Raw genomic sequence first — 24,649 nt, 5'->3', positions numbered from 1 at the left:
TTCCGCGGAGTAGTATGATGGCCATTTTGCCCTTTTCCATGAGACTAACAGCCATAGCAGTCAGCATCGGCTTGCTCGGTGCATGCAATGCAGAAAGTAGTAATGCGGAAGCCGCAGCCACCTTGGCAGGCCATGCAGTGTTGCCAGCAGCCACTTTTGCCGAAGGCCCAGTGTCTGGTCAGTATGTAACAGGCGATTTGAATGGCCAGATTGCACCATTTGCAAAACAGCCAGTACAGGGTTTTTCGGCTGTTTTGCGTAACGCTGATGGCAGCTATGCCGTGATGGCGGATAACGGTTACGGCACAATTGAGAATTCGGCAGATTTCAATTTGCGTGTCTATACTGTGTACCCCACTTTTAAAACCAAAGTGGGCGGGGATGGTAATGTCAAAGTGACGGGATTTATCGAACTGAAGGATCCCAACAAAATGATTCCGTTTGCCTTGACTAATCAGTTCACCAAAGATCGAGTCTTGACCGGTGCGGATTTCGATATTGAATCGATGCAACGAGCGCCAGATGGTACGTTATGGTTCGGTGATGAATTTGGGCCGTTCCTGATTCATACCGACGCCAATGGCATTGTACTGGAGGCACCGATTCCGCTACCGGATATCGAGAACAAGGGCCAGGAAATCCGTTCTCCCCAAAACCCATTCAGCGAGGAAGCTTCAGCACTACGCATCATGAATGCGGCAAGGGCGCATGCACTTGCGCACGGTGGTAAACGCCCACCTGTTTTTTCACCTTACTTTGTTCAACTGAAGTATGACGTAAATGGGGTCAAGTCCAGCGCTGATGCGCACTATGCGCGAGGCAGCAAAACACCGGCTGATTTGAAAAAAGCAGTGTCAGATATTCATGATGTTACATCGATGAAAGCGGCAGGTTTTCCTGTGGTGACCTGGACGGTGAATACGCTTGATGACATGACCAAGCTACTGAAAGCGGGTGTCAACGGTATCATTTCTGACCGACCGGATCTACTTTACCAAGCTGTAGCCGGGTTTGATGCGAATGGTGATGGTAAGGCAGGTGATTACCTGACAGCGGATGGCCTGATTGATATCAGAAAGTTTGATGCCCAAGGGCATCGGGGTGGTCGTAACCAGCGTCCAGAGAATACCTTGCCTGCTTTTGAAGTCGCGCTGGATTACTTGATGACAACAATCGAGACGGATACGGGGATGACAAAGGACGGTGTCTCGATCATCAAACATGACCCATATATTGAGGCAGTCAAGTGCCGCCGTGCTGATGGCAAGCCCTATGCTTTTGCTGACGAGCGTCTGATCAAGGATCTTACCCAGTCGGAAATCCAATCTGCTTTTGTGTGCGATAAACTGTTCCGTGGTCCAGACCAGAAAAACGACTTGGCGTTGTCACCAGTGTCTACTGCATTGGCCGCCAAGAAAGGGTATATCAGCCCATATGTGATGCCGACTACACAGGATTTGTTTGACTTGGTATCGGCTTACATCGACTTTTACAATACCGGTGCTGGCCAATCTCATACCGATGCGGTCAAGCGGGTAGCGAATGCCAGGCAGGTTCGCTTCAATATTGAAACCAAGCTTAATCCCAGATCCGGCAAAGATAGTCACGGCAATGTCTATCAAAACCGTACAGTGAGTTTTGAGCAAATGACCGATACCCTTGCAGGGGTAATCATGGCTAATAAAATGGAGGCTAGGACTGATATCCAGAGTTTTGATTTCCGTGCCTTGTTCCGTACTCAGGAACGCTACCCTTCGATCCGCACGGCCTATCTGTTTGGCGATTTCCCGATCTACAACGGGCCAGATTCCGATGATGGAACCAATATGCAGGACGAAAACGGCCAAAATACACCCTGGATGAATGGGCTGGTATGGCCGTATCGACAGACAAGTGCCAGTAATGCTTTCCGCGCCAAACGGAGTGGTGGTTTTGAAGGTATGGCGTTATCCACGGATGGAACTAAGCTGTATCCGTTGCTGGAGTTGCCCTTAAGCGGTCATGATGAGAAAACCCTTTTGATCCATGAGTTTGACCTTACTAAACGTCAGTACACAGGTAATACCTACAAGTACAAGCTGGATGCCAAGGGGACGAATATTGGTGATTTCACTTTGTTCAATGCCCAGGAAGGCATCGTGATCGAGCGAGATGGTAGCCAGGGTGATTTGAACGGCTTCAAGCGGTTGTTCAGGATCAACCTGGGTAAAGTGCGTGACTATGTAGAGAAAACAGAGCTGGTCGATTTGCTGTCAATCAAGGACCCGGACGGTATCAGTGGTACAGCCAGTGACGGCGACATTGGGTTGGGTGGTACGTTTGCAATGCCGTTCAATACCATTGAAGATATCGCTGTGTTGGACGAACACACATTACTGGTAATGGACGACAATAATTTTCCGTTCAGTGTCGGCCGACATATTGGCCGCAAAGCCGCAGACGACAATGAGTTTGTACTAATCAAGCTACCAACGTCATTGAAAATAACTAAATAAGTACATACAAAATAACTGATATGGCGATATCATCTCGATATCGCCATTATTTTTTTGCTATTCCGTGTGGCGAAAACTAATAATTCTCATAGAGCATCCCCAAATATGGTGAAACAAATGATAAGACAGCTCCCACTGGCCATTGCCGCATGTTTGGCTGCCTTCCCGGCATTCGCGGACGACTTGGACAAGATACAGAAGAAAAGTGAGGTTGTGATCGGTGTGCGCGCCAATTCGCCACCTTTCAGCTTTTTCGACAAGAACAAAGGTACTGTTTCAGGCTATGACATTGAGTTTGCCCAGATGGTGGCGAAGAAGCTAGGCGCCAAGCCAATATTCAAGACGGTTGAACCTGATGACCGGATTCCCTCGTTGAAAGAGGGACGTGTTGATATGGTAGTTGCAACGTTTGCCAAGAACCTGGAACGAGAAAAACAGGTTGATTTCAGCCTGGGTTATTTTGTTACCGTACAAAAGATTGCAGCCAAAGCAAACAAGTTCCGCGACCTGAAGCAACTGGCCGGTGTAAAGGTATGTGTGGCAAGCGGTACATCGACTATTGGATTGGTCAAAGAGAACATACCGACTGCTGTGCAGGTCGTGCAGGATGACTATGATCAGGCCTTCAAGGCATTGGTGAGCGGTGGATGTGAAGCTGTTGCAGGCCCTGCATCTGTACTGAATGGCAATATTGCCAAGCAGCCGGCGAGCGCCGGATTGACCGTAGCTGAAATGCCATTGGGCATCGAAAGCTTTGGTATCGGTATTCGCAAGGGAGAAAAGCGCTTGCAGAAGGTGGTGAACGAAGCGTTAGTGGAATCGGAGCGTTCAGGTGAGGCCTTGCGTATTTTCGACCGTTATTTCGGTGCCAATTCGCCGGCTCCGCAGATGCGCCTGTTCAAGATCCAGGAATAGCCACATTGCAACAGTAAGATGGCCGCCATATGGCGGCCATCTTATTGGAAGAAGCGCTTAAATCCGGAATCTTGCCACCAGTGCTTGCAGGCCTTCCGCCAAATTAGCCTGTTCATGGCTGGCTGCTGCGGTTTCTTCCGCTGCGGTTGAACTGTCGTGAATCGTACCTTGCATATTGGTTACACGGCCCTCAACTTCATGGACTAATGTGCGTTGCTCGTTGGTCATGGCGTAGATTGAATCATTGACCTCCCGTACTTCGGCGATCGCTGTAACAATGGTTTCCATGGCTTCTTCAGCACGTTGGGTTTGCTCTGACCCGGCATCGGCAAGTTCTCGAGAGCTGCTCATGACCTGAACAGCATTGCGTGAGCCTTCCAGTAACCGTTTGATGACTTCCTGAATTTCACCCGTTGATACGGCAGTCCGATTAGCCAACTTTCGTACTTCATCTGCTACAACGGCGAACCCTCTCCCTTGTTCACCAGCGCGGGCTGCTTCAATGGCGGCATTCAGTGCCAATAGATTGGTTTGCCCCGCAATCTCTTCGATGACCTGCAATACGGTTTTGATACGCTGGGCTTCCGTATCCAGTTGCGAGATGACATTCGCAGCACTTACCACATCTTGGGATAGCTGATTGATCACGTACCCGGTTTCGCGAATGATGTTTTTGCCTTGCTCGGCTTGTGAGACAGCTGCCGTGACCATTTGCTGTGCGGTGCCTGTACTGTCAGCAACCTGTTCCAACTGATTGAGTACACTGCGGGTGTGCTGCAACATGCTGTCCGCTTCCACCACTTGGCGGGCTGCATTTTCGGAGGCTTGTTCACTGGTTCGACTGGTTTCATCTGCCGCCGAGGCCAAACGAATGGCGCTGTCTGACACGTCACTTACCACCATGCGGATGCGTTCTACGAATACATTGAACCAATGTGATAGTTCGCCAAATTCATCCTTGCGGGATTCATCCAGGCGGCGAGTCAAATCTGCATCGCCACTGGCGATATTCTTCAGTGCATCTCTGGCTTGTTTGAGTGGCCGCAATACCACGCGGTTGACTGCCCAGGAAAGTGCGACGATCAGCAGTACATCGAGCACTATGATTTGTACAATCAGTGCGATCAGGTTTTGTTGCAGGATGGCGTCAACTTCAGCAGTGGAGACCAGCACTTTAACTTTGCCGACCTTTTGATTTTTCCCTTCTTCGGAATAAGTCAGATCGACTTCGGTGGTCATACCTTCATATTTGGGGACAGTTGTGGATGACTGTGGCTTGCCGCCAGTGTCTTTCAACACGCCAGCGACTACGCCTTGGTCAGACGATACGAATAATCCGACAATGGTATTGGAGTGCATTTCGGCACCGATGGTCTTGCCGATTTGGGCTTTGTCAAAGTTCCACAACATGGATGGCAAGCTACCTTGCAACCGTGCGGTGACGCCCGATACCTCTTCCTGAAGTCGGTTTTCAAGCTGTTTCTTGGTTGACCATGAACCATAAACGCCTGAAATGGCGAGCAGAACGGTGGCGACAACGATCAAGACGACCGTTAGACGAGTCCCGACGTTCCAAGACATACGACTCTCCCCAAATCAATTTAACAAGAACCATCTAACACGGTGCGCGTCGGCTTCTGCTAGCGCGTTCAGGTTCCAGCTTAGTTGACAGATGGGGGATTTGCCAGAAACGGAATGTCGGGGAATACGCCCAGCGATGATCGCCGGGCGCGGTGCAGAACGATCAGGCGGACCAGTTGACCCAGCCGAAGTAGTAGGTCAACAGAATGATGATGCCGAAGACAATTCGATACCAAGCGAACACTTCAAAGGTGTGATTCGAAATGAAACGCAACAACCCGCGAACGGCGAAGAATGCTGATACGAATGAGGCAATGGAGCCAACCAGGAACACCGGAGCATCCGACATCACAAACAGGTCACGGTGTTTATAGACATCATATACCGTGGCCGCAAACATGGTGGGAATGGCCAGGAAAAAGGAAAATTCCGCGGCAGTTCGACGTGATAGACCGAACAGCATGCCGCCGATGATGGTTGCACCGGAGCGGGAAGTACCAGGAATCATGGCAAAGCATTGTGCGACACCAACTTTGAAGGCATCCATCGGTGTCATCTCATCAATAGATTGCACCCGTGTGTGCGTACTGGCACGAGATTCTGCCCACAGAATAATAATGCCACCTACTATGAATGCGGTTGCCACACAAATGGCGTTGAACAGGTATGTCTTGATGGCCTTGACCAGTAAAAAACCTAATACAGCAGCGGGCATGAAAGCAATCAAAACATTCATCACAAACCGTTGTGATGTGGCATCGTGGGTGGTCAATCCCTTGGTGACATTGATCAACCTGACACGGTACTCCCAGCAGACGGCCAGGATCGCAGCTAGTTGAATCACGACTTCAAATACCTTGCCTTTGTCATCATTGAAATCAAGCAGGGCGCCAACCAATATCAGGTGACCAGTGCTGGAAATGGGAAGAAATTCAGTTAAGCCTTCGACTAGCCCAAGAATCAGGGCTTTCAACAGAATAATGAGATCCATGAATAGCTGACGAGTAAAGTGAAAAAAAGTGGTGAACGCAAGGCTCAAATAACGACGAATTAAATGACCACCATGTGTGAGTCGGACATCAGCAACAGGGACTAATTCCCGATTGCCAATCGTATACCGAATGCAACAAAGACCGTGCCAACCAGCCGATTCAGTGTCGTCCCGAAACGCGGCGTCGACGACAGGCGTCGGCCAATACTGGCTGCGCTGTGGATCAATACCAGCTGATACACGCAGTTCATTGTGAGGAAAGACGCACCAAGCACGACAAATGCCGGTACGCCAGCTTCCGGCGTGACGAACTGTGGGAAGAATGCCATGAAGAACACGATTGCTTTGGGATTTGACAGGGTCACCGTAAGCCCACGGCGAAACGCATGACCATCGGTTGGTGGTACGGCCACAACTTCGCCACCGCGAGCCAGCCATGCTTGGATGCCTAGCCAGACCAAATAACCGGCGCCAGCATATTTGACCAGTTCAAAGGCGATTGGATACGACTTGAGTAGTGCCGCCACACCCAGTGCGGCCAGCGTCATCAATGTCGCATCGCCAACGCTGGTGCCTGCCAGCGCCATCATGCCGGATCGGCGAGATCGGATAGACCAACCAAGAATGTTCAGTGTGCCCGGGCCGGGAGAAATGATCAAAAGTAATGAGGCGACCACATAGGCCCACATGTCCACGATGCCGATATCCATATCAACCGCCTTGAGGAAAGTGGGCATTGTAGCGTGTTACGACCCTCGGAAAAACTTGTTTGTCATGGCACGTCGCCGCTATTGAAAGATGCTGCGGACAGTTTGGAGAGCACCGCGCGGCCAATTGACAGCTGAGGGTTGGAGGGCTCGAACCCTTCTTTCTGTTCGCGTTCGCGAATGCTGGTTTTGGCTTGTTCAAACGCCTGTTGCCAGCTACGGGTCTGGCGCAGTGCATTGTCGAACATGGCCTGTCCAAAAAAGGTGAACTGTTCTCGATCTTCACATCCGAACGATGGATGAGTCGCGTCGGCGGCCGTTACCAGCAACGTGGTATCGTTTTGCAATGGGGGGATGAATCCGCCCGAATAACAAGCGGATACCACGATGACACGCCACTGGATACCGGCCCGCTGCAACGTTTCCTTGAGCCAGTTTGGCGTGATAGGCAAGAGGGACAGGGGTTCGTACGACAACACGAATTCATGGTCAGGACTGCCGTGTGACGTCAGATACAAAACCAACACGTCCTCTGTTGGATCCATGACGGTGCCAATTTGTTGCAACGTTGTTTCGATACTGGTCCGTGTTGCAAGAGGCCGGTGTCCGGCAGTGATGTTGCTGTTGATCAGCACGACCGAACGGCCTGCAGTATCGAAACGCGTGTCGAACAATTGGCGGATGGCCAGCGCCTCGTGCTTGAACACGCGCTGCGATGCGTCACCAGCAACCGCCAGAAAATAAGTATCCACCACACCGGGTCGCTGCGGCTTCAATGATGCCAGTTGTCGATCGAGACGGTCTTTCTCTTCATAAAGAAACGACTCGTCGAGCACCAATGGCGTGTTGGCAACGGCCGTATCGGCAATATCCTCTTGTGTTGCGGCCAGCCACAATGGCTCGTTGACGAGCATGGCCGCGACGAACTGTAATGGGAACATGGCAACGCATACCAAAATTGCCTGTCGCAGCGAGGTGTTCAATGCACGTTTCAACGCCAGCAGCAAAACCACCATGGTCCAGATCGTCAATCCGATCATGATTACGTACGCGCGAGACCAGATGATTTGATCCACGCCATGCAATTGCAGGTTGTCCCATCGGACCAGTGGCCATAATGTGAGGGTTATCCAGCAGGAAACCACCATCCCCGCGATGGGCCACCATGCCATCAGCCGGCGCCGCCGGTAGAGCCGGGCGAGACATAAGCCCATGAACAGATCCAGTACCGGTAGCAGCAGATAATACGGTAACGAAGGCCAGTTCAGATAACCAGACCAGGGATGCTCTGCCATGTCCATCGCAATCTGCATGGCGATGCCAACAAATGCGAGCAGTACGAATTGTTCCGGCGTGCTGCGAAAATCTCGAACGTCCACGGGTCGCAGCGCGAGCAGGCGTCCGCCAGCCCACAGGTTGCGCGCAAAATCGATCAATATCTGTTTCATGGTTACATCAATGGAAAGGGTTCGATGTTCATTATCCCAAATCCGTCACCAAGGTGGTGTAGAGAACGCATCTCGTGTCCCGTCAACTGGGGTGAGGGCGGCATTTGGGTTGATCGTTGCCGATCATTCGGCCTTTGCGAGACTGGCGGGTTCTGCACGGGTGATTGAGAAATGCAGTGCTCCGTCGCCGTCGATGGCGATCAGAAATGCTGCCGACGGAAAGTGCGATTCAGGTTTTGGGAAGCTTGCCGGGTCGAGATTGTCGACGAGCCATGCATGCTGCTGCGGCGTTGCACAGTCAATTGACGGGTCGCTATGTGCAGCCAGCGTCACGCTGCAATGTGTGGCAGGCGAGGAGCCCTGCAGTTGTAGCTGCGCGTGGGCGATGCGTGTGCCAATCGATATTGCCAGACTCGACAGGTACTGGTTTTGGGCATCCAGTCGTCGTGCTTCCTCAAAAAGTGGGTCCGCACTTGCTGGTGACGGCCCAGTAAACGAAATACCCCAGCGGCGACGCTGGCCGAAATCAAGCAATGGTTGTATGGCTTCCCTACCCACGTCGGGAACGGGGGGGAGAACGGTCGGCAACGATTGATCGACAGGCTCGTTCGCGGGAGGAGTTGCCTCGTTCGTCGCCGTTGCCGGTGACTCTGCGGCGGTGGCATGAGTAATGCGGTGTCTCAACCGATCGGATCCAGGTCTCAACGCTGCGTCGGGTTGACGAGATCGCGCGATGGCGGCGTCCAAGGGTGCAGAAGGTAGTGTTGTAGCACGCCGAAGTAATGACAGCGCGAAGTGTTTTGTCGACTGCGTGGGCGGTTTAGCGGTAGGGGCGGGTAATAAGTGAAAGACCGTTGTGTGGAGCGCCAGTGCCAGCAATGCCGGAATGAACCACCGCGCCGGAGCCGTTGGCGGCCCCGGGCAGCGTTCCAAGATGTCATTGTTCAAGTTCACGATTGAACCTGGCGGAATGGCACGATGACCGTCACTCTGTCTTGATGACACCGCCCACGACTGCCGCACCGCCGGAGACGGTCGGTTCATCACCGACATCAGGCGTCTTGAAGTGCGAGCCATCGGGTAATGTAACGTTGGTTGGTAGTGTCAGTGAGCTGCACATCGTGGTGTCGATTTTCTTCATGCGTTGTTCCATATCCAATGCCTTGACAAGATAAGTCTTGGTCGATCCGGGCGTGGCATCGGTCACCTCTGTCCCGGTTGGGATCGAAAAGACGGGCACGAAGCGGACGTTCGGACCACAAGCCGTTTTCAGGTTGGTTTCTGGATGGACGCAATCACCAGGAATGCCGTGCAGATTGCCAAATCCGCCGTATTCCAATTGGAACTTGGTTTCCTTGAATCCTAAATCGGCGTTGGTATAGACCAGTGTGACCAGCTTGGGCTGATCGAACTTCAAGATCTTGCCGCTACTATCCTTCAACAACGCCAGCTGGTTCCATTGGTCAATGCCTGTTTGCCATGTGTAGAACGAATCCAGCACTTGCCAGGCTTTCCAGGAACATGTCTGTGAGGTGTTCCAGTCGCAGGCGAGCTTGCTCATGTTGGTCGAATTCGGTTCGAACATGGGGCCGCTGTTAATGTTCCGAACACCACTGTAGGTGGCGGTCAGCACGACGTTCTTATTACCTTCTTTGAGCAGCATGGTTGTGCTGTCAAAGGTGTAATCATGTTGGCCCGTGCCAAATCCCCAATAGGGTTGCTGGCCAACCACCCCAAATTTGGATACGTCTGGGCAATTGTCGAAGCAAGCAAGTGTCGAGGGTACCGAGTCATTGGGACCAACAAACGTTTGTACCATCACCGTGGCTTGCGTTGTGTTTAGCAGTGTCCTGAGCGTCGCTTGACCTGGCCGGGTCGGGTCTGCCTCTTTGATTGCGACACGAACCTGCCCACCCAATGCCTGCGACCACGCATTCAGATCATGCTGATTCTCCAAGTCGGAAGCGCTCAGCGCGACCGCCGGTTTGATTTCCTCCCAATTGGACATTTGTTCGCCCTCTTGCTTGGCCGGCATGGATTTGACCTTGAAAAACTTGCCCTGATCTTTGTCCCACTTGATCTGGAAGCGCGTAGTGCTGTTCATGGGCTGCCAGTCCAACAACACACCGGCGATATCAGCTAGCGTCAAGGTCTTGCGTGTGTGTTTTTGAAGGCGTCCGCCAGCCTTTAGCAGGGTGTATGGCGTGGCTGCACCATCTTTACCGAATGCCTCCTTATAGACTGTGTCGCCATTGTTCAACATCACTTCGCGTGGCAGGTGCAAGCCCCAGTATCCTACCCAGCCGTGATACTTTTTCCCATCCTGCTCTACCTTGATTGGAAAGCCAGAATTGACATCGACGCGCTGGCCGGTGGCAACATCGTAGAGACCGTAGCGCCATACCGTCTCGTCTCGCTGATCCCGGCTGAAGCAGGTGTTTTCAGCTGCCGAACCGCGCAAGAAGTGACTGCTGTCAAAGGCAAACGAAAAGGATTCTTTGCCTGTCCCGGTCTTGCCTGAACCAGATGATCCATCGGCCGCGCGCTGTATAACGGCACTCTCTGAACGGGTTTGATTGGACTGCCGTTCTTTATTGGTATTGAAAAACGACAATTCCGCTACGTCACTTGCATTCTTGGCGACTTCCATATAACCGCGCATGCCAGGTTCGCTCATGGTCTGGCCATTGACGACGGGATGCCCGATGAAGTCGAGCTTGAACAGCCCATACGGGTTTTTGTCACTGGCGGCTTCGGTGATGGTCATCAGCGCATGGATTTTCATGGCGCCGTCATCGCCCCCGCCCTTGTCATCAATCCAGAACTTCACGATCTGTGACGACGTGTTGTCTGCTCGGGTCACATCGATAACCCAGTCCATGTAACTGGGGTTGTTGCTGGTTGAACTTGAATCGGCTGTGCTGTTGCTACCATCGTCACGGCTGGATGAGCATTGGTTGGCATCCACCATTGCTTTGTAAGGGCCTTTGTTGACGAAGCTGGCATACTTGGTCTGACCAAAATAGCATAGGATTTCGTTGACCATATCGAACGTTTCCGCTGCTCGTTCATGGACATGCCGTTGAGATTTGTCCTTGTTGTAGTCCGAATCGGCGGGGATGTCCGCCAGTATGGAACCAACTGGGGCAAAAATGCCGGCAACAAGGCTGGCAATGAGTGTTGTTTTAGCTTGTGACATGAAGCACTCCTAAATTAAACGCGCAATTTCCAATTTGTTTGATTCCATCGTTGCAGTGCATTGCACGGGCAAAATGGCCCGCTGCATCGGCAACCGTTGCATGCCTTTGTGTCAATCACTGCGCCACGGTCAAGCAGTTGTCTGGACTGGTTGCGTGGATGGAAGGGTCATTTGGCCTCGACGACGCTGACCTGTTCGGCAACCTGAAGCCCAGAAACCGACGATCCTGTCGTCGTACCAGTACCAGTACCAGTACCAGTACCAGTACCCGTGGTTGTCCCAGTGCTGTCACTACCGCCGCCTCCGCCACACCCAGCGAATAAGGCCAATGTCAGGGAGAGCGCAAATAGGGAAATCGCCTTACGCGAATTGGAATTGCAAGGGTTCATCATGTCTCCTTATTGTCAGTTGCCAGCTAAAAGTTCCTGCCGAAATCAGATCGGCAGCAATATGCTTTTTAAATGGAGAAAATAAGAAAATCTAATTATATTAATATTAGAAGATACTAATATTAATATAATGGGTCTATGGCTTATGCAATAACCGCGTCCGGTACTGGCAGAGCTGGGTAGTCGTGGTGCTGTAGCCAGCAGCTTGCAGAAATGACGACTCCCTTACGTTCAGGGGCTAATGAAGCCAAATACTCATCCAGACGTGTCTTCTCCTCACGCAGGAATGACTCGTCCAAGACAAGGGGTGACGGTGGGGCTGGATGCTCGGCCAGGGCGTCTGTTGTCATCGGCCACCATAGCGATTCTGAGTACAACATGGCCCCGGCCATTTGTCCCGGAATCATGGTAATGCTGACCAGAATTGCTCGCCGTAACGAAACCTTTAGGACACGCTTCAGTGCCAATAACAGGATCAGTAGATACCATATCGACAGAACCAGCCAGATCACGTTGACGGGTGTGAAATGAATCGCTTCTAGATCGTGGACCTTCAAGCCACCTCACTTCACCAAGGACTGGCAAGTTAAGGATAACCAAACTGAAATGGACAACACTGCAACCGGCCGCCACAACAGTAACCGGCGATGCTTGAACAACCGGGTCAGTATTAGCCCTACCATCACATCCAGCATTGGGATCAATAGGTAATTGGGTAAAGCTACCCAATTCATTTCCCCGCTTTGGCTAAACTCTAGCCTGCAGGTGGCGATCTCCAACTCCACATTCATTAATACCAGCAATGCGAACTGTTCGGGTGTACAGCGGGAATTTCACACTTGGATCGGTTGTAATCCCAACAATCGAAATCCAGACCAAACGTTATGGAAGAATGGGGGCCAGAGTTACTTCATCGTGAATGGCTTTAGAAAAGGTACTCAATAGCGCCTTATTATATCGATCAGTTTGGCCCGAGAGTGGCCTGATCCGGAAATGTACTTATTTGCCACTAACAGGGGGAGCGACGTCATTCCATTCCTGCATGGCCTCACGCCAGTAGGCGACCAGTCCGTGCTGCTGCCAGATTATTTGGGTGGATTCATTGAACAGGCCCGTTTTTAAGGTGCGCCGCAGGGTGGATAAGGTGGTGGAATCAATTTTTGGGTTGCAGGCCAACCAACGATCCAGGCGAGCGAGGGTCAATACGTTGTGGATATCATGTGCCTGTTGGTCCTTACCGGTCAAATACTCTGGGTTCAGATCACTGATCAACAAATCGAATCGTGCTGCGGCCAACATTCGCATACCGCTGCTGGTTTTAGCTAGTGGTTCGTAACGGATACCAGCCAGGTCTAGTAGATCTCGGATTTCGGCGATATCAATGGCGCCAATGGAGTGCGACTTGAGATCAGCAACCGATTTGATGACGTGGTTCCAGTCTTTTCTGGCATAAACGGCGATTGTGACAGGCGCAATTCGGGCAACATAGGTGATGGTTTCCGCGTCACCGGGTGAGAAATTGACAGCCAGTCCACAACTGTTTGGGGTAGTGGCAATGGTCAGCATCACCCGCTTGGTGGGTTGGGCAATGAAGCGGGGGGTGATCCCTCGTTGAGCCATCAGTTTGGCAAAAGCTTCCACCATCGGGCCACGCAAACTGTTTTTGTGGATGTTCAGGAAAGGTGGATAAGCATCAGCATACACATCCAGTGTGACCGCTGCTTTTGCAGCTGCCACAGTCATTATCCAGACTGTCAATAATCTGCAACAGCGTGATCCATATCGAATACAGCGAAGAATCATTGGGTAATCAGTTGTACAGGTGTCTGGACAATTGTAGGTAACTCGCTTTGCATCATGCGTTTTTTGACGGCGTTGGTAGCCAAATCAATAGCGAATTCCACCTGGGTTTCCGGGTGCTGATCGGCAGTGGCTGCCACCTTGCCTTCAGCAATCAAAGGACGGATTGCGGGGATGTGGTCATAACCGGCTACCAGAACCGACACGGTGGCACTTCTGCTGTTTACGGCTGCGGCGGCCCCAATCGCCATGTTGTCGTTCCCGCATAGCAATGCCTTGATATCGGGAAAGGCTTTCAACAGCTCCAACGCGGCAGCTTTTCCTTTTTCGACTTCCCAAAAACCGGAACGGATGCCGGCAACATTCATGTTTGCTGCTCGTAACGCGGCACGGAAGCCATCACTACGTGCTTTTGCGTTGATCGAATTCGGCGGCCCTTCAATCAACCCAACAAAACTGCCCGCTGGAAGTTGGCGCGCCACATATTCGCCCACGCTTTTTGCACCAGCGAAATTGCTGGGGCCAACGAATGGGATATTAACTCCTGCCGCAGCCAACGCACGGTCATCCAGTTTGTTATCCATATTGATGACCAAGCAGCCTCGTTCGATGGCCTTCAGCAAGGTGGGTAACAAGGTGACTGAGTCGGCAGGTACCACAATCAATGCATCCAGCTGCCGACCAGCCCAGCGTTTGATGATGTCTTCCTGGCCTTTGACGTCGGTTTCTTCCTGAACACCATCCAGCAGCAATTCGAATTCACTCGCTTTGGCACGGTAATATTTCTGTGCGGCGTCAGCCATTAATTTAAAGAACTCGTTCCGCATCGATTTCAGTAGCATGCCGATCACCGGTTTGCCTGCGGCATGACCAGGTGAAGCAAGTAGCTGCGCAAGAAGAAGGCTGGCCCATTGGTTAAATTGACGCCGGTTCATGCTCAACCGCCTTATAGGTAGTTGCCTGATAGAGGGATGGGCGGGATCAGAATGAAGAATCGGCCCATATCTAACCAATATAGGCGATGTATGGTGGGATTCCTGATTGGGGCACTGGTGGAGAGCCTGATCGGGTGGCGGTGATCGACCGCATGAAGCAAATAACAATGGGCAGTTGCTGCAACTAAAAACGCCCACTTGATGGTGGGCGTTTTTAGTTGGGCGGTTTGAGCTGGCTTACTTCACAATTTGCGCCAGTTCACCTTTCGCATAGCGATCAGCCATCTTTTCCAAGTTGATTGCCTTGATCTTGGATGCCTGACCAGCCGCACCAAACGCTTCATAGCGTGCGATACAAATATCGCGCATGGCGGTAACGGTTTCCTTCAGGTACTTGCGGGGGTCAAACTCGCTCTTGTTGTGAGCAAGGAAGCGACGGATCGCACCAGTGGATGCCAGACGCAGGTCGGTGTCGATGTTGATCTTGCGTACGCCGTGCTTAATGCCTTCGACGATTTCTTCAACCGGCACACCATAGGTTTCCGGCATTTCACCGCCGAATTCGTTGATCACTTTCAGCCATTCTTGCGGCACGCTGCTGGAGCCGTGCATGACCAAGTGGGTATTCGGGATGCGAGCGTGGATTTCCTTGATGCGGCCAATAGCCAGGATGTCACCGGTGGGTGGGCGGGTAAATTTGTACGCGCCGTGGCTAGTGCCGATGGCGATTGCCAATGCATCAACGCCTGTATCTTTGACAAAGCGAGCAGCTTCTTCCGGATCAGTCAGTAGTTGGCTGTGATCCAATGTGCCTTCTGCGCCGATGCCATCTTCTTCGCCGGCCATACCGGTTTCCAGGCTGCCCAGACAACCGATTTCGCCTTCAACGGATACACCACAAGCATGAGCCATATCGACTACGCGTTTGGTAACCGCGGCGTTGTAATCGTAGTCGGTTGGGGTTTTGCCATCTTCACCCAGCGAACCGTCCATCATGACTGAGCTGAAGCCCAATTGAATGGAGCGTTGGCAGACACCAGGGCTGGTGCCATGATCCTGGTGCATGACCACAGGGATGTGCGGGAATTCTTCAACCGCAGCCAGAATGAGGTGGCGCAGGAATGGGGCACCGGCGTACTTGCGGGCGCCAGCAGAAGCTTGCACGATCACAGGCGCATCGACCTTGTCAGCAGCTTCCATGATGGCGCGCATTTGCTCCAGATTGTTGACGTTGAAGGCTGGTAGACCATAGCTGTATTCGGCTGCATGGTCCAGCAGCTGGCGCATTGAGACGAGTGCCATTGTATTTCTCCTGTTCGTTACTAAATTGTCATCCCTCGCCGTAGTATCTGCACTACGGGACATGCCTTGAATAAAACGTGCCGGCACGTCATCTGTTGTTTTATGGCAGGTACGATGCCTGCATTTCAGATTGTGTTGATCAAGCAAGCGCATCTTTTGTTTCAGCAGATGCGCTCACTCAACGTCATGCTTATTTACTGCGTGCTTTACGCCGCCGGCGCCATAGCCAAACGGCAGGTGCGATCAGCAATAACCAAGGAATGGCAGATGTGACAAAGTGCAATACATCTGCCAAGCCGCTGGTGAAATTGTACCCTGAGCGCTGCCAAGCATCACCTAATGGTGTCCATACACCACGTTCGGCAATTGACCGAATCGGTACAAATTGCACATCAATGGCCACCTTTTCAGTTTCATTGGCCAACACTTTGCGCATACCGGTCATGTGGTCGATTTCGGCCTGTGTGTTGGCCAGCTCTTTATGTACCGCCAACACGTCAGCCAACTTGCCATCTTTGTTGGTGATCATTTGCCGTAAGCGATCACGCAGCTCGGTATAGTTTTTCAGCCGAGCTTCCACATCGACCACTGCATCGGTTTTATCCTCAGTAGTAGTTTGTTGGGATTGAATGTGACCGCCTTGCTTGAGTGTTTCGAAGAAGGCAGTGACATTCTTCGGTGGTATCCGAAGCGATAGTTCTGCCGACGGCAGTCGATCTGCTTCGTTACGTTGCAGACCTGCACTGAGAATCTCACAACCCAATGCCAGACACTTGGCTTGCGCGGCCTGCCAGGCTTTTTCCAGATCAACCGGATCACTCTCGATCGTCAAATGATGACGAATCGCCAGATAACGTTGTGGCGCCGCTTCAGCTTGCCCCGCTGCACCAGCAGCCCTGCTGTAATCGGCTTGGTCAGCTACTGGGGGCGCTGCGGGGGCTGCGACCTCCGCCGCTGGCGCAGCGGCCATATTGGCCATTGGCGCTTCTTTTTTTCCACATGCGGTCAGTACGCTGGCTGACAGCAAGACACTCAAGGCGAGGTGGCGCATGGTGGTTTATCCGTTGGCACGTTGGCCCAGGATCTCAACTGCTGGCAAGGTCTTGCCTTCCAGGAATTCCAGGAACGCACCACCACCGGTAGAGATGTAGCTGATTTGCTCGGTAATGCCGTACTTGGCAATCGCTGCCAAAGTGTCGCCACCGCCAGCAATCGAAAAGGCTTGGCTGTTGGCAATGGCAGTCGCCAGTGTCTTGGTGCCACTACCAAACTGATCGAACTCAAACACACCGACCGGGCCATTCCATACGACTGTTCCTGCTTGGGCGACAATATCGGCCAGTTGTTGGGCCGATTGGGTGCCAATATCGAGAATCATATCCTCGGTAGTGACATCCGCCAGCGCCTTGGGGGTTGCGGTTGCAGTCTCCGCAAATTCTGTTGCGCATACCACATCGGTCGGTAAAGGTACATCACCGCCACGTGCGCGCAGTTTCTTGATCACTGCCTGTGCAGCCTCGACCAGATCTGGTTCAGCCAGCGACTTGCCGATTTGCTTGCCTTCGGCCAACAAGAACGTATTGGCAATACCACCACCGACGATCAATTGATCAACCTTGTCAGCCAATGCTTCCAGAATGGTCAGTTTGGTGGAAACCTTGGAGCCGGCCACGATGGCAACAAGCGGACGGGCAGGTTGAGCCAAGGCTTTGCCCAGTGCATCCAGTTCAGCGGCCATCAAAATACCTGCGCAGGCAATGGGAGCGAATTTGGCTACGGCGTAGGTAGAAGCCTCTGCACGGTGCGAGGTGCCGAAAGCATCATGGACGAATACGTCACACAGGTTGGCATAGGCCTGGCCCAGCTCGTCCTTGTTCTTTTTCTCGCCGACATTGCAGCGGACGTTTTCCAGCATCACGACATCGCCGGCTTGGATAGTTAAGCCCTGGCTCTGCCAATCTGCCATAACAGGAACGGCCTTACCCAAGAGTTCTGATAACCGGGCTGCAACGGGCTTCAGGGTATCCTCTTCGGTCAGTTCACCTTCAGTTGGTCGCCCCAGGTGAGTCATCAGAATCACTGCAGCACCCGCTTTCAGGCAATGCTCGATAGACAACAACGATGCACGAATACGTGTGTCGTCACCGATGACGCCATTTTTAACGGGGACATTCATGTCGACCCGAATCAGCACTTTCTTGCCAGCGAGGTCAAGGTCGGTCAGTTTGCGAAAATTCATGTCTGGCTCCAAGGATTGTTTTTTCAGGTCAAAGCCGTGGGGGTGGGGGCCGATTCTATGTGATAACCGGCTTGTTGTAGCGCGTGAATGGCCGCATCCATCCTGTCAGCTTTGATCAGCAGAATATCGGTGTCGTATGTCGAGATCGCGAAAATTGAAATGCCAGCTTGAGCCAATACACCGGACAGTCCGGCAAGAATACCGGTCAGGGCGAAATCCAGTGGACCTACTACAGCCAGTGCTTGCCAGTCGGTTGAAACATGTTCGGAAGGTAGCGTAATGGCTGAGGGCAGTACCAACGACAGTTCGTTGGCTGTTCGGGTGATGGAAAACCAGTTGGCTGCCAAGGCAGCGGCAGGTATCGCGCTAGTTGCTGGCCACCGGTGAATGGCAAAAGTATCGGGCAGTCGCCGTAGCGTGAGCATCGGGATCAGCAGTCTCGAACTATGAAGATGTCGTATTTTACGCACAAGCGCAGTGATCGCCTAATCATTGCACACCACAACTTATACGTAAAAACAACGGGAGCCGGTTGCCCGTTCTCCCGTTGAAGTCCAATGCAGCTGTGAAGAAATTCATTACAACGATTCAACATAGCAGCCAAATCGCATGCCTGCTCGGCAATTTTTAGCTTGGCAGCCTTTTTTCGCGAACACAGCATGCGGTTTTGTGCATTGATTACTTGGCTTCCATCATCGCTTTCAGCGTGCGCAGCATCTGGCAGGAGAAGCCCCACTCGTTGTCGTACCACGAGGAAACCTTCACCAGATTGCCATCCATGACCTTGGTCAAGGTGGAATCGAAAATCGATGCTTCGCTGGTATGGTTGAAGTCGATGGATACCAACGGCAGGTCGTTGTAACCCAGAATATCCTTCAGGTAGGTTTCCGACGCTTCCTTCAGGATTGCGTTGACTTCTTCCTTGCTGGTATTACGGCCGGCAACAAAGCTGAGGTCAACCATCGATACATTGATGGTCGGCACGCGTAGGGCATAGCCATCCAGCTTGCCATTCAGTTCCGGCAATACCAGGCCCACTGCAGAAGCTGCGCCGGTTTTAGTCGGAATGATCGATTGGGTGGCAGAACGGGCACGGCGCAGGTCTTTGTGACGTACGTCAGTCAATACCTGGTCATTGGTATAGGCGTGAATCGTTGTCATCAAGCCTTTTACCACGCCAAGTTTGTCATGTAGCGGCTGAACCAGCGGTGCCAGACAGTTGGTGGTGCACGATGCATTGGAAACGACAGTCATGTCGCTCTTGAGCAGGTGGTGGTTGACACCATAGACGATGGTTGCGTCCACGTCCTTGTCGCCCGGTGCTGAGATCAGCACCTTTTTCGCGCCTGCTTCAATGTGTGGCATACACTTGGCTTTGCTGGTAAAGGAGCCAGTACATTCCAACACAACGTCGATGCCCAGGTCGCCCCAGGGTAATTCGGCAGGATTGCGAGTCGAGAAGAACTTGACGTTGGCGTCGTTGATGCGTAGCCAACCGCCATCCACATCGGCCTTCACGTCGGCGTTGAACCGCCCGTGTACCGTGTCAAAGCGCGTCAAATGGGCGTTGGTTGCCAAATCGCCAGAGGCGTTGACAGCGACGACCTTGAACTCGTTGGTCTTGTTCAGCTCATAAATCGCGCGCAGCACGTTGCGGCCGATACGTCCGTAGCCGTTGATTGCGATGCGGATAGCCATGTTGATTCAATCTCCTGAAACAAAAATTACAAAATCTGAAGTGAAAATTATTATTTTTATTGGCGCCTGGAAAAAGCCCGTTTTGTAATCACTACAATACCGGGCTTGTTTCGTGGCGCCTTTATTGTGTTACTTGCCGATCACCGTCTGTGCAGTTTTCACGACATTGTCTACAGTCAGGCCAAAATGTTTAAACAGCGCGCCAGCGGGGGCTGATTCGCCAAATGTATCAATACCGACCACGCCACCTTCCAGGCCAACATACTTACGCCAGTAGTCGGTCACGCCAGCTTCGATGGCAACGCGCGGTGTGCCGGCGGGCAACACTTGCTTGCGGTAGGCGGCATCCTGATGGTCGAAAATAAAGGTAGATGGCATGGAGACTACGCGGGCAGCGATGTCTTGGCTGGCCAGTTCTGCTTGAGCTTTCAGGGCCAGCTCCACTTCGGAACCCGTCGCAATCAGTACTACATCCGGTTCTGCTTTGAATGAGTCACGCAGGATGTAGCCGCCACGACGGATGTTGGTTACGGTTGTAGTTTCACGAGGTACGTGCGGCAAGTTCTGACGGCTGAAGATCAGGCAGCTTGGACCACTCTTGCGCTCAATCGCCATTGCCCAGGCAACAGCGGATTCAACGGCATCGGCAGGGCGCCAAACATCCATATTGGGGATCAGGCGCAGAGTAGCGGTTTGCTCCACCGGCTGGTGGGTCGGGCCATCTTCGCCCAGGCCGATTGAATCGTGAGTAAAGACGAAAATCGGGTTGATTTTCATCAGCGCAGCCATCCGCAGCGCATTACGGGCGTATTCGCTGAACATCAGGAAGGTGGCGCCGTAGGGACGAACACCGCCGTGCAAGGTCAGGCCGTTCATGATGGCGGCCATGCCGAACTCGCGCACGCCGTAGTACAGGTAGTTACCGCCATTTTCCTTGGCAACACCTTTGGCACCGGACCACAGTGTTAGGTTCGAACCAGCAAGGTCGGCAGAGCCGCCAAGCAGTTCGGGCAATTTGGGTGCGAACGCGGAAATGGCATTTTGCGAAGCCTTGCGGGTTGCGATGGTTTCGCCCTTGGCATCCACCGCAGCAATAGCTGTTTGTGCGTGGCTAGCCCAGTCGGCAGGCAGTTCGCCAGCCATGCGGCGCAGGAATTCAGCAGCCAATTCCGGATTGGTTTTTTGGTAGTCTGCAAACAGGCTGTTCCAGCGTGCTTCTTGGGCACCACCGCGTGCTTTTGCGTCCCAACCTTGGTAAACCGCATGCGGTACGTGGAATGGCTCGTGTTCCCAGCCCAGATTGGCACGAGTAGCGGCAATTTCTGCATCACCCAACGGCGCGCCATGGCAGGATTCGGTACCCGCTTTGTTTGGCGAACCTTGGCCAATGACGGTTTTGCAGCAAATCATTACCGGTTTGTCGGTACTTTGCTTGGCTTCAGCAATGGCGGCATCCAATGCGGCAAAATCATGGCCATCTACATTGGGAATGACTTTCCAGCCATAGGATTCGAAGCGTTTCGGTGTATCGTCGGTGAACCAACCTTCTACTTCGCCGTCAATGGAGATCCCGTTGTCGTCATAGAAGCAGATCAGTTTGTTGAGACCCAGTGTGCCAGCCAACGAGCAGACTTCGTGCGAGATGCCCTCCATCATGCAACCATCGCCCAGGAACACATAGGTATGGTGGTTGACGATGTCGAAGTTGGGGCGGTTGAATTCTGCTGCCAGGACTTTTTCCGCAATAGCCATGCCTACTGCATTGGCAATGCCTTGACCCAGCGGGCCAGTAGTGGTTTCAATGCCGGGTGCGTAGCCATATTCCGGATGCCCCGGGGTTTTGCTATGTAACTGGCGGAATTGTTTGAGGTCGTCGATCGACAGGTCATAGCCCGTCAGGTGCAACAGTGCGTACAGCAGCATGGAACCATGGCCGTTCGACAGCACGAAGCGGTCGCGGTCAGCCCAGTTCGGGTTGGCCGGGTTATGGCGCAAGTTGTGGTTCCAGAGGGATTCTGCGATATCGGCCATGCCCATTGGCATGCCCGGATGGCCGGAATTGGCTTTTTGAACTGCATCCATCGCCAAAAGGCGGATAGCATCGGCAAGTTGCTTGCGAGTCGCCATGTAGATCGGTTTCCTCGTGGTACCCATTGGCAAGAATCAAACTCCCCCAGGGCCTGGGTACGGGCTTTCAGTAGCAGGCTGCATGTGCGGGTGGGGGCATCCAATTACACGCGGCCGACCGTAAAAATCCGGCAATTATCGCTGTTTCAGGGTTTTCGAGCAAGATTGTCGAAAAAAAACATCGAGTTATCACTTTAATTTTCGTTGTAAAACTACATGGAGGCGATTTGACTACATTTTGTGAAGAAGGGGAAGAATCGATAAAAGAAGCTTGGTCTCCTACCATCTGCCAACAATTTCAATATTTTGGATTAAGTAATGACGACGTTTGAACATCGTAGTGGATTGCCCGTATCTCGTGCAGTGAGCGCGAATCATGGGTGGTTGTGGTACATCCGCGCATTTCAGTTGTTTCGACAGCAACCTGGATTGTGGATAGTGTTTACGCTGATCTTTTTCATTATTCATATCGTGGCGACCAAGCTGCCACTAATCGGTATGGTGGCTAATCTGCTGGGCCCCATTCTATTTGCTGGAATCGTCACAGCGTGTTCTATGGCTGAAAATGGCGAAGAATTGGAAATTGGCCAATTGTTTGCAGGTTTTCGGCAACGAACGGATCAGCTAGCCTTGTTGGGTGTGGTTGCAGTCGTGGCAATGATGGCTGTTTCGATGATCGCATTTCTACCGGTGCTGGTAGCGGGTGGTGCCACGGTATTTACAGGTATCTTGATCGGAAACATGGAGGCATTGGCGGGCATCGGTTTATTTGCGGCACTTGCTATCGTCATTTCGATATTGGTATTTGCTGCGATGGCTATACCCGTCACGATGGCACTGTGGTTCGCGACAAATCTGGTCATGTTGGAAGGGGTGGGTGCGGTGGATGCATTGAAACTCGGCCTGAATGCCAGCTTGCGTAATCTGGTACCGATGCTGGTTTACACGGTAATCGGTACCGTGTTGATGTTTGTAGCAATTATTCCTTTTGGGCTGGGATTACTGGTATTGGGACCTACATTGTTGATTACCGGTTATGTCAGCTATCGGGATGTATTCGATCGATAATGATGGGCGTTTATCTGCTTCGTTTGGCCGAGTAGCGCAACAGCGTTTGCTGGTAGGTTTGTACTAGCTTCTGAAATTTACCATTGGCCGGGTCCTGTTTGCGGACCCGTTCCAGATACTCCTTCGCCAGCTGTATGTAACTGGCGTGCCAGCCTTGGGTGTTCACGTAAGCGAGTAAGGCGTTGATGGTGTTGAGGGTGACTTGGATGTTAGCTGGCATGTCGGTGACCGCTTGGATGAAAAGTTGTACAGCGCCTTCCAAGTCCCCTTGCTTGGCCATGTTCACAGCTCGGTTGTTGATGCTGATCAGATCTGCATTGGTCTGTTCAATCAGTGCATTACCTGTTTCTGTACGGCCGATTGCTGAGTAGAGGTTATTGACGCGATCTAATACATCCTGATCTTCATTGCGGTTTTTCAACACATTGCGTACCAGCTGTTCTGCTTCTGACTCATCACCCACTCGATAACAAGCTTCGGCCAGGTCCAATACATAGCGTTCCGGTACGTCTCCACCAAGTAGATGGTATTGTTTCTGAGCCATTTCCAGGGCCATCTGCGCGGCGGCTTTGTCACCAGTTTTTTGGCTGACCATGCTTTCCATCACATAGGAGACCATGACGGCATTGGCATCTTTTGGAAAATCTTTGCGAACTTCACTCACCGTCTGCTGTGCGGCCTTAACATCACCTTTGTCTAGCTGTACTCGGCTCAAATCTGCGTAGTCGCCAGGGTCACGCCAAAACGAATAGCGAGCTAGCTGAATGGTTTGCCGCATGGCCGTTTCAGCCACCCCAAAATCCTTATTCCGGTGGGCTAAGGTCCCAAGTTGTTTTTGCCGTTGGACGATAGTAGGAGAGATACGTACGGCGGTTTGCAACGTATGTTGAGCACGGTCAAATTCACCTTGTGCAGACAAGGTTTTCGCCAGCCAATCGTAGGCCTCCATGACTTGGCCATTTTCGTCGAGCACTTCGTTGAACAATTGCTCTGCTAGGGCAAAGTGTTTCAAGTGAAATTCTGATTTACCCAAGCCCATTTTGGCCCAGGCCAAAGGCTTGATTTGCAGCACCTGTTTGTAAGTCTGTCGGGCTGTATCGAAATCGCCAATTTGTAGGCACATGCGCCCTTTGAGTTTCAGAAAATCAAGTGCATATTGGTTTTTGTCGCGAATGTGCTTGTTACATTCATCAATTGCACGTAAGTATTCATGGCGCAGGATGAAATTGTCCACACACTCAAACTCGCGTTTTTTGCGAATGGCTCGATCTAGGCGACGGATCAGTGCGTCCCCTGTGAAAGGTTTCAATAGATAGTCATCTGGTGCCTGCTCGACGGCACCTATCACGTTTTGTGCTCGTCGCTCGCCGGTGACAATCATGAATACACAAGACTGCTTGGCCAGGTTACGCAGCTTGATTTCCTCAAGCAAATGCAGGCCATCTGCAGGATGTTCCAAGTCGTAATCGCACAGGATGATGTCGATATCCTGTTTCTGGATCTTGGCCAGTGCATCTCCCACCCGGGTGGCGAACTCGACTTTATTGGCACCAATCGCAGACAACGTAAAACTCATCGACTGTCGCATCTCGACCACATTGTCGACCACTAGAAACAGCCGTTGCGCGTAATCGATCTGTTCGTTGCGTGGGTCTTCCAGTCGCTTGCTGTTTTGTTGCGCAAGATCGGTCAGTGCATTGGGTGGGCGGCTCACGACACGTTCAAATACGATAATGACGATATGGTGATTTTAGG

At 52.2% G+C, this 24,649-nt stretch carries 20 protein-coding genes; 3 read left to right on the top strand and 17 right to left on the bottom strand.

Annotation, left to right across the window (positions count from 1 at the left end):
- Positions 1-14 precede the first annotated feature (14 nt).
- Together FFS57_RS02345 and FFS57_RS02340 are read left to right on the top strand one after the other, a co-directional pair.
- Positions 15-2,495, top strand: coding sequence for an esterase-like activity of phytase family protein (locus FFS57_RS02345; protein WP_137936146.1), 2,481 nt, complete (start codon positions 15-17; stop codon positions 2,493-2,495).
- 117 nt (positions 2,496-2,612) lie between these two features.
- Positions 2,613-3,410, top strand: coding sequence for a transporter substrate-binding domain-containing protein (locus tag FFS57_RS02340; protein ID WP_171013516.1), 798 nt, complete (start codon positions 2,613-2,615; stop codon positions 3,408-3,410).
- 57 nt (positions 3,411-3,467) lie between these two features.
- Here the strand turns inward: FFS57_RS02340 and FFS57_RS02335 are convergent, their stop codons facing one another.
- From FFS57_RS02335 to tkt, 16 genes are all read right to left on the bottom strand, one after another.
- Positions 3,468-4,991, bottom strand: a complete 1,524-nt coding sequence (locus FFS57_RS02335; protein WP_137936144.1) for a methyl-accepting chemotaxis protein — start codon at positions 4,989-4,991, stop codon at positions 3,468-3,470.
- 163 nt (positions 4,992-5,154) lie between these two features.
- Positions 5,155-5,982 carry an undecaprenyl-diphosphate phosphatase gene (locus tag FFS57_RS02330; RefSeq protein WP_137936143.1) on the bottom strand — a complete coding sequence of 276 codons (828 nt, stop codon included), beginning with the start codon at positions 5,980-5,982 and terminating at the stop codon, positions 5,155-5,157.
- 101 nt (positions 5,983-6,083) lie between these two features.
- A complete protein-coding gene (locus FFS57_RS02325; RefSeq protein WP_171013514.1) occupies positions 6,084-6,692 on the bottom strand; it encodes a LysE family translocator in 609 nt (202 codons plus the stop codon).
- A gap of 62 nt (positions 6,693-6,754) precedes the next feature.
- Positions 6,755-8,137 (bottom strand): C13 family peptidase, encoded by a 1,383-nt coding sequence (locus FFS57_RS02320; protein ID WP_137936141.1) that lies wholly within the window; start codon positions 8,135-8,137, stop codon positions 6,755-6,757.
- Between the two features lie 123 nt (positions 8,138-8,260).
- The gene (locus FFS57_RS02315) at positions 8,261-9,091 is read right to left on the bottom strand and encodes a hypothetical protein (protein WP_137936140.1); all 831 of its coding nucleotides are present in this window, start codon (positions 9,089-9,091) and stop codon (positions 8,261-8,263) included.
- A 31-nt stretch (positions 9,092-9,122) separates the two neighbouring features.
- A complete protein-coding gene (locus tag FFS57_RS02310; RefSeq protein ID WP_137936139.1) occupies positions 9,123-11,336 on the bottom strand; it encodes a hypothetical protein in 2,214 nt (737 codons plus the stop codon).
- Between the two features lie 167 nt (positions 11,337-11,503).
- Positions 11,504-11,728 carry a hypothetical protein gene (locus FFS57_RS25575; RefSeq protein ID WP_212749155.1) on the bottom strand — a complete coding sequence of 75 codons (225 nt, stop codon included), beginning with the start codon at positions 11,726-11,728 and terminating at the stop codon, positions 11,504-11,506.
- Positions 11,729-11,868: 140 nt separating this feature from the next.
- Positions 11,869-12,282, bottom strand: coding sequence for a hypothetical protein (locus FFS57_RS02300; RefSeq protein WP_137936138.1), 414 nt, complete (start codon positions 12,280-12,282; stop codon positions 11,869-11,871).
- Positions 12,283-12,724: 442 nt separating this feature from the next.
- A complete protein-coding gene (locus FFS57_RS02295) occupies positions 12,725-13,462 on the bottom strand; it encodes a transporter substrate-binding domain-containing protein (protein WP_137936137.1) in 738 nt (245 codons plus the stop codon).
- 62 nt (positions 13,463-13,524) lie between these two features.
- Positions 13,525-14,460, bottom strand: a complete 936-nt coding sequence (locus FFS57_RS02290; protein WP_137936136.1) for a substrate-binding domain-containing protein — start codon at positions 14,458-14,460, stop codon at positions 13,525-13,527.
- Positions 14,461-14,697: 237 nt separating this feature from the next.
- A complete protein-coding gene (gene fba / locus FFS57_RS02285) occupies positions 14,698-15,762 on the bottom strand; it encodes a class II fructose-bisphosphate aldolase (protein WP_137936135.1) in 1,065 nt (354 codons plus the stop codon).
- Positions 15,763-15,952: 190 nt separating this feature from the next.
- Positions 15,953-16,813 carry a DUF4349 domain-containing protein gene (locus FFS57_RS02280; RefSeq protein ID WP_137936134.1) on the bottom strand — a complete coding sequence of 287 codons (861 nt, stop codon included), beginning with the start codon at positions 16,811-16,813 and terminating at the stop codon, positions 15,953-15,955.
- A gap of 6 nt (positions 16,814-16,819) precedes the next feature.
- Complete coding sequence (locus FFS57_RS02275; RefSeq protein ID WP_137936133.1) at positions 16,820-18,001, bottom strand: phosphoglycerate kinase; 1,182 nt, start codon at positions 17,999-18,001, stop codon at positions 16,820-16,822.
- Between the two features lie 23 nt (positions 18,002-18,024).
- Positions 18,025-18,426 carry an ACT domain-containing protein gene (locus tag FFS57_RS02270; protein ID WP_137936132.1) on the bottom strand — a complete coding sequence of 134 codons (402 nt, stop codon included), beginning with the start codon at positions 18,424-18,426 and terminating at the stop codon, positions 18,025-18,027.
- A 253-nt stretch (positions 18,427-18,679) separates the two neighbouring features.
- Positions 18,680-19,699, bottom strand: a complete 1,020-nt coding sequence (gene gap, locus FFS57_RS02265) for a type I glyceraldehyde-3-phosphate dehydrogenase (protein WP_137936131.1) — start codon at positions 19,697-19,699, stop codon at positions 18,680-18,682.
- Between the two features lie 129 nt (positions 19,700-19,828).
- On the bottom strand, positions 19,829-21,826 hold the full coding sequence (gene tkt / locus FFS57_RS02260; protein ID WP_502705890.1) for a transketolase: 1,998 nt from the start codon (positions 21,824-21,826) through the stop codon (positions 19,829-19,831).
- Positions 21,827-22,144: 318 nt separating this feature from the next.
- On the opposite strand from tkt, the gene FFS57_RS02255 reads away from it, so the two are divergent.
- The gene (locus FFS57_RS02255; protein WP_137936129.1) at positions 22,145-22,894 is read left to right on the top strand and encodes a BPSS1780 family membrane protein; all 750 of its coding nucleotides are present in this window, start codon (positions 22,145-22,147) and stop codon (positions 22,892-22,894) included.
- Between the two features lie 10 nt (positions 22,895-22,904).
- Here the strand turns inward: FFS57_RS02255 and FFS57_RS02250 are convergent, their stop codons facing one another.
- The gene (locus FFS57_RS02250) at positions 22,905-24,608 is read right to left on the bottom strand and encodes a tetratricopeptide repeat protein (protein ID WP_137936128.1); all 1,704 of its coding nucleotides are present in this window, start codon (positions 24,606-24,608) and stop codon (positions 22,905-22,907) included.
- Positions 24,609-24,649 lie beyond the last annotated feature (41 nt).

This window comes from Chitinivorax sp. B, assembly GCF_005503445.1.
Classification (GTDB): domain Bacteria; phylum Pseudomonadota; class Gammaproteobacteria; order Burkholderiales; family SCOH01; genus Chitinivorax.
The sequence above is the reverse complement of the archived record's forward strand: the minus strand, read 5'-3'. Positions and strand labels throughout refer to the sequence as shown.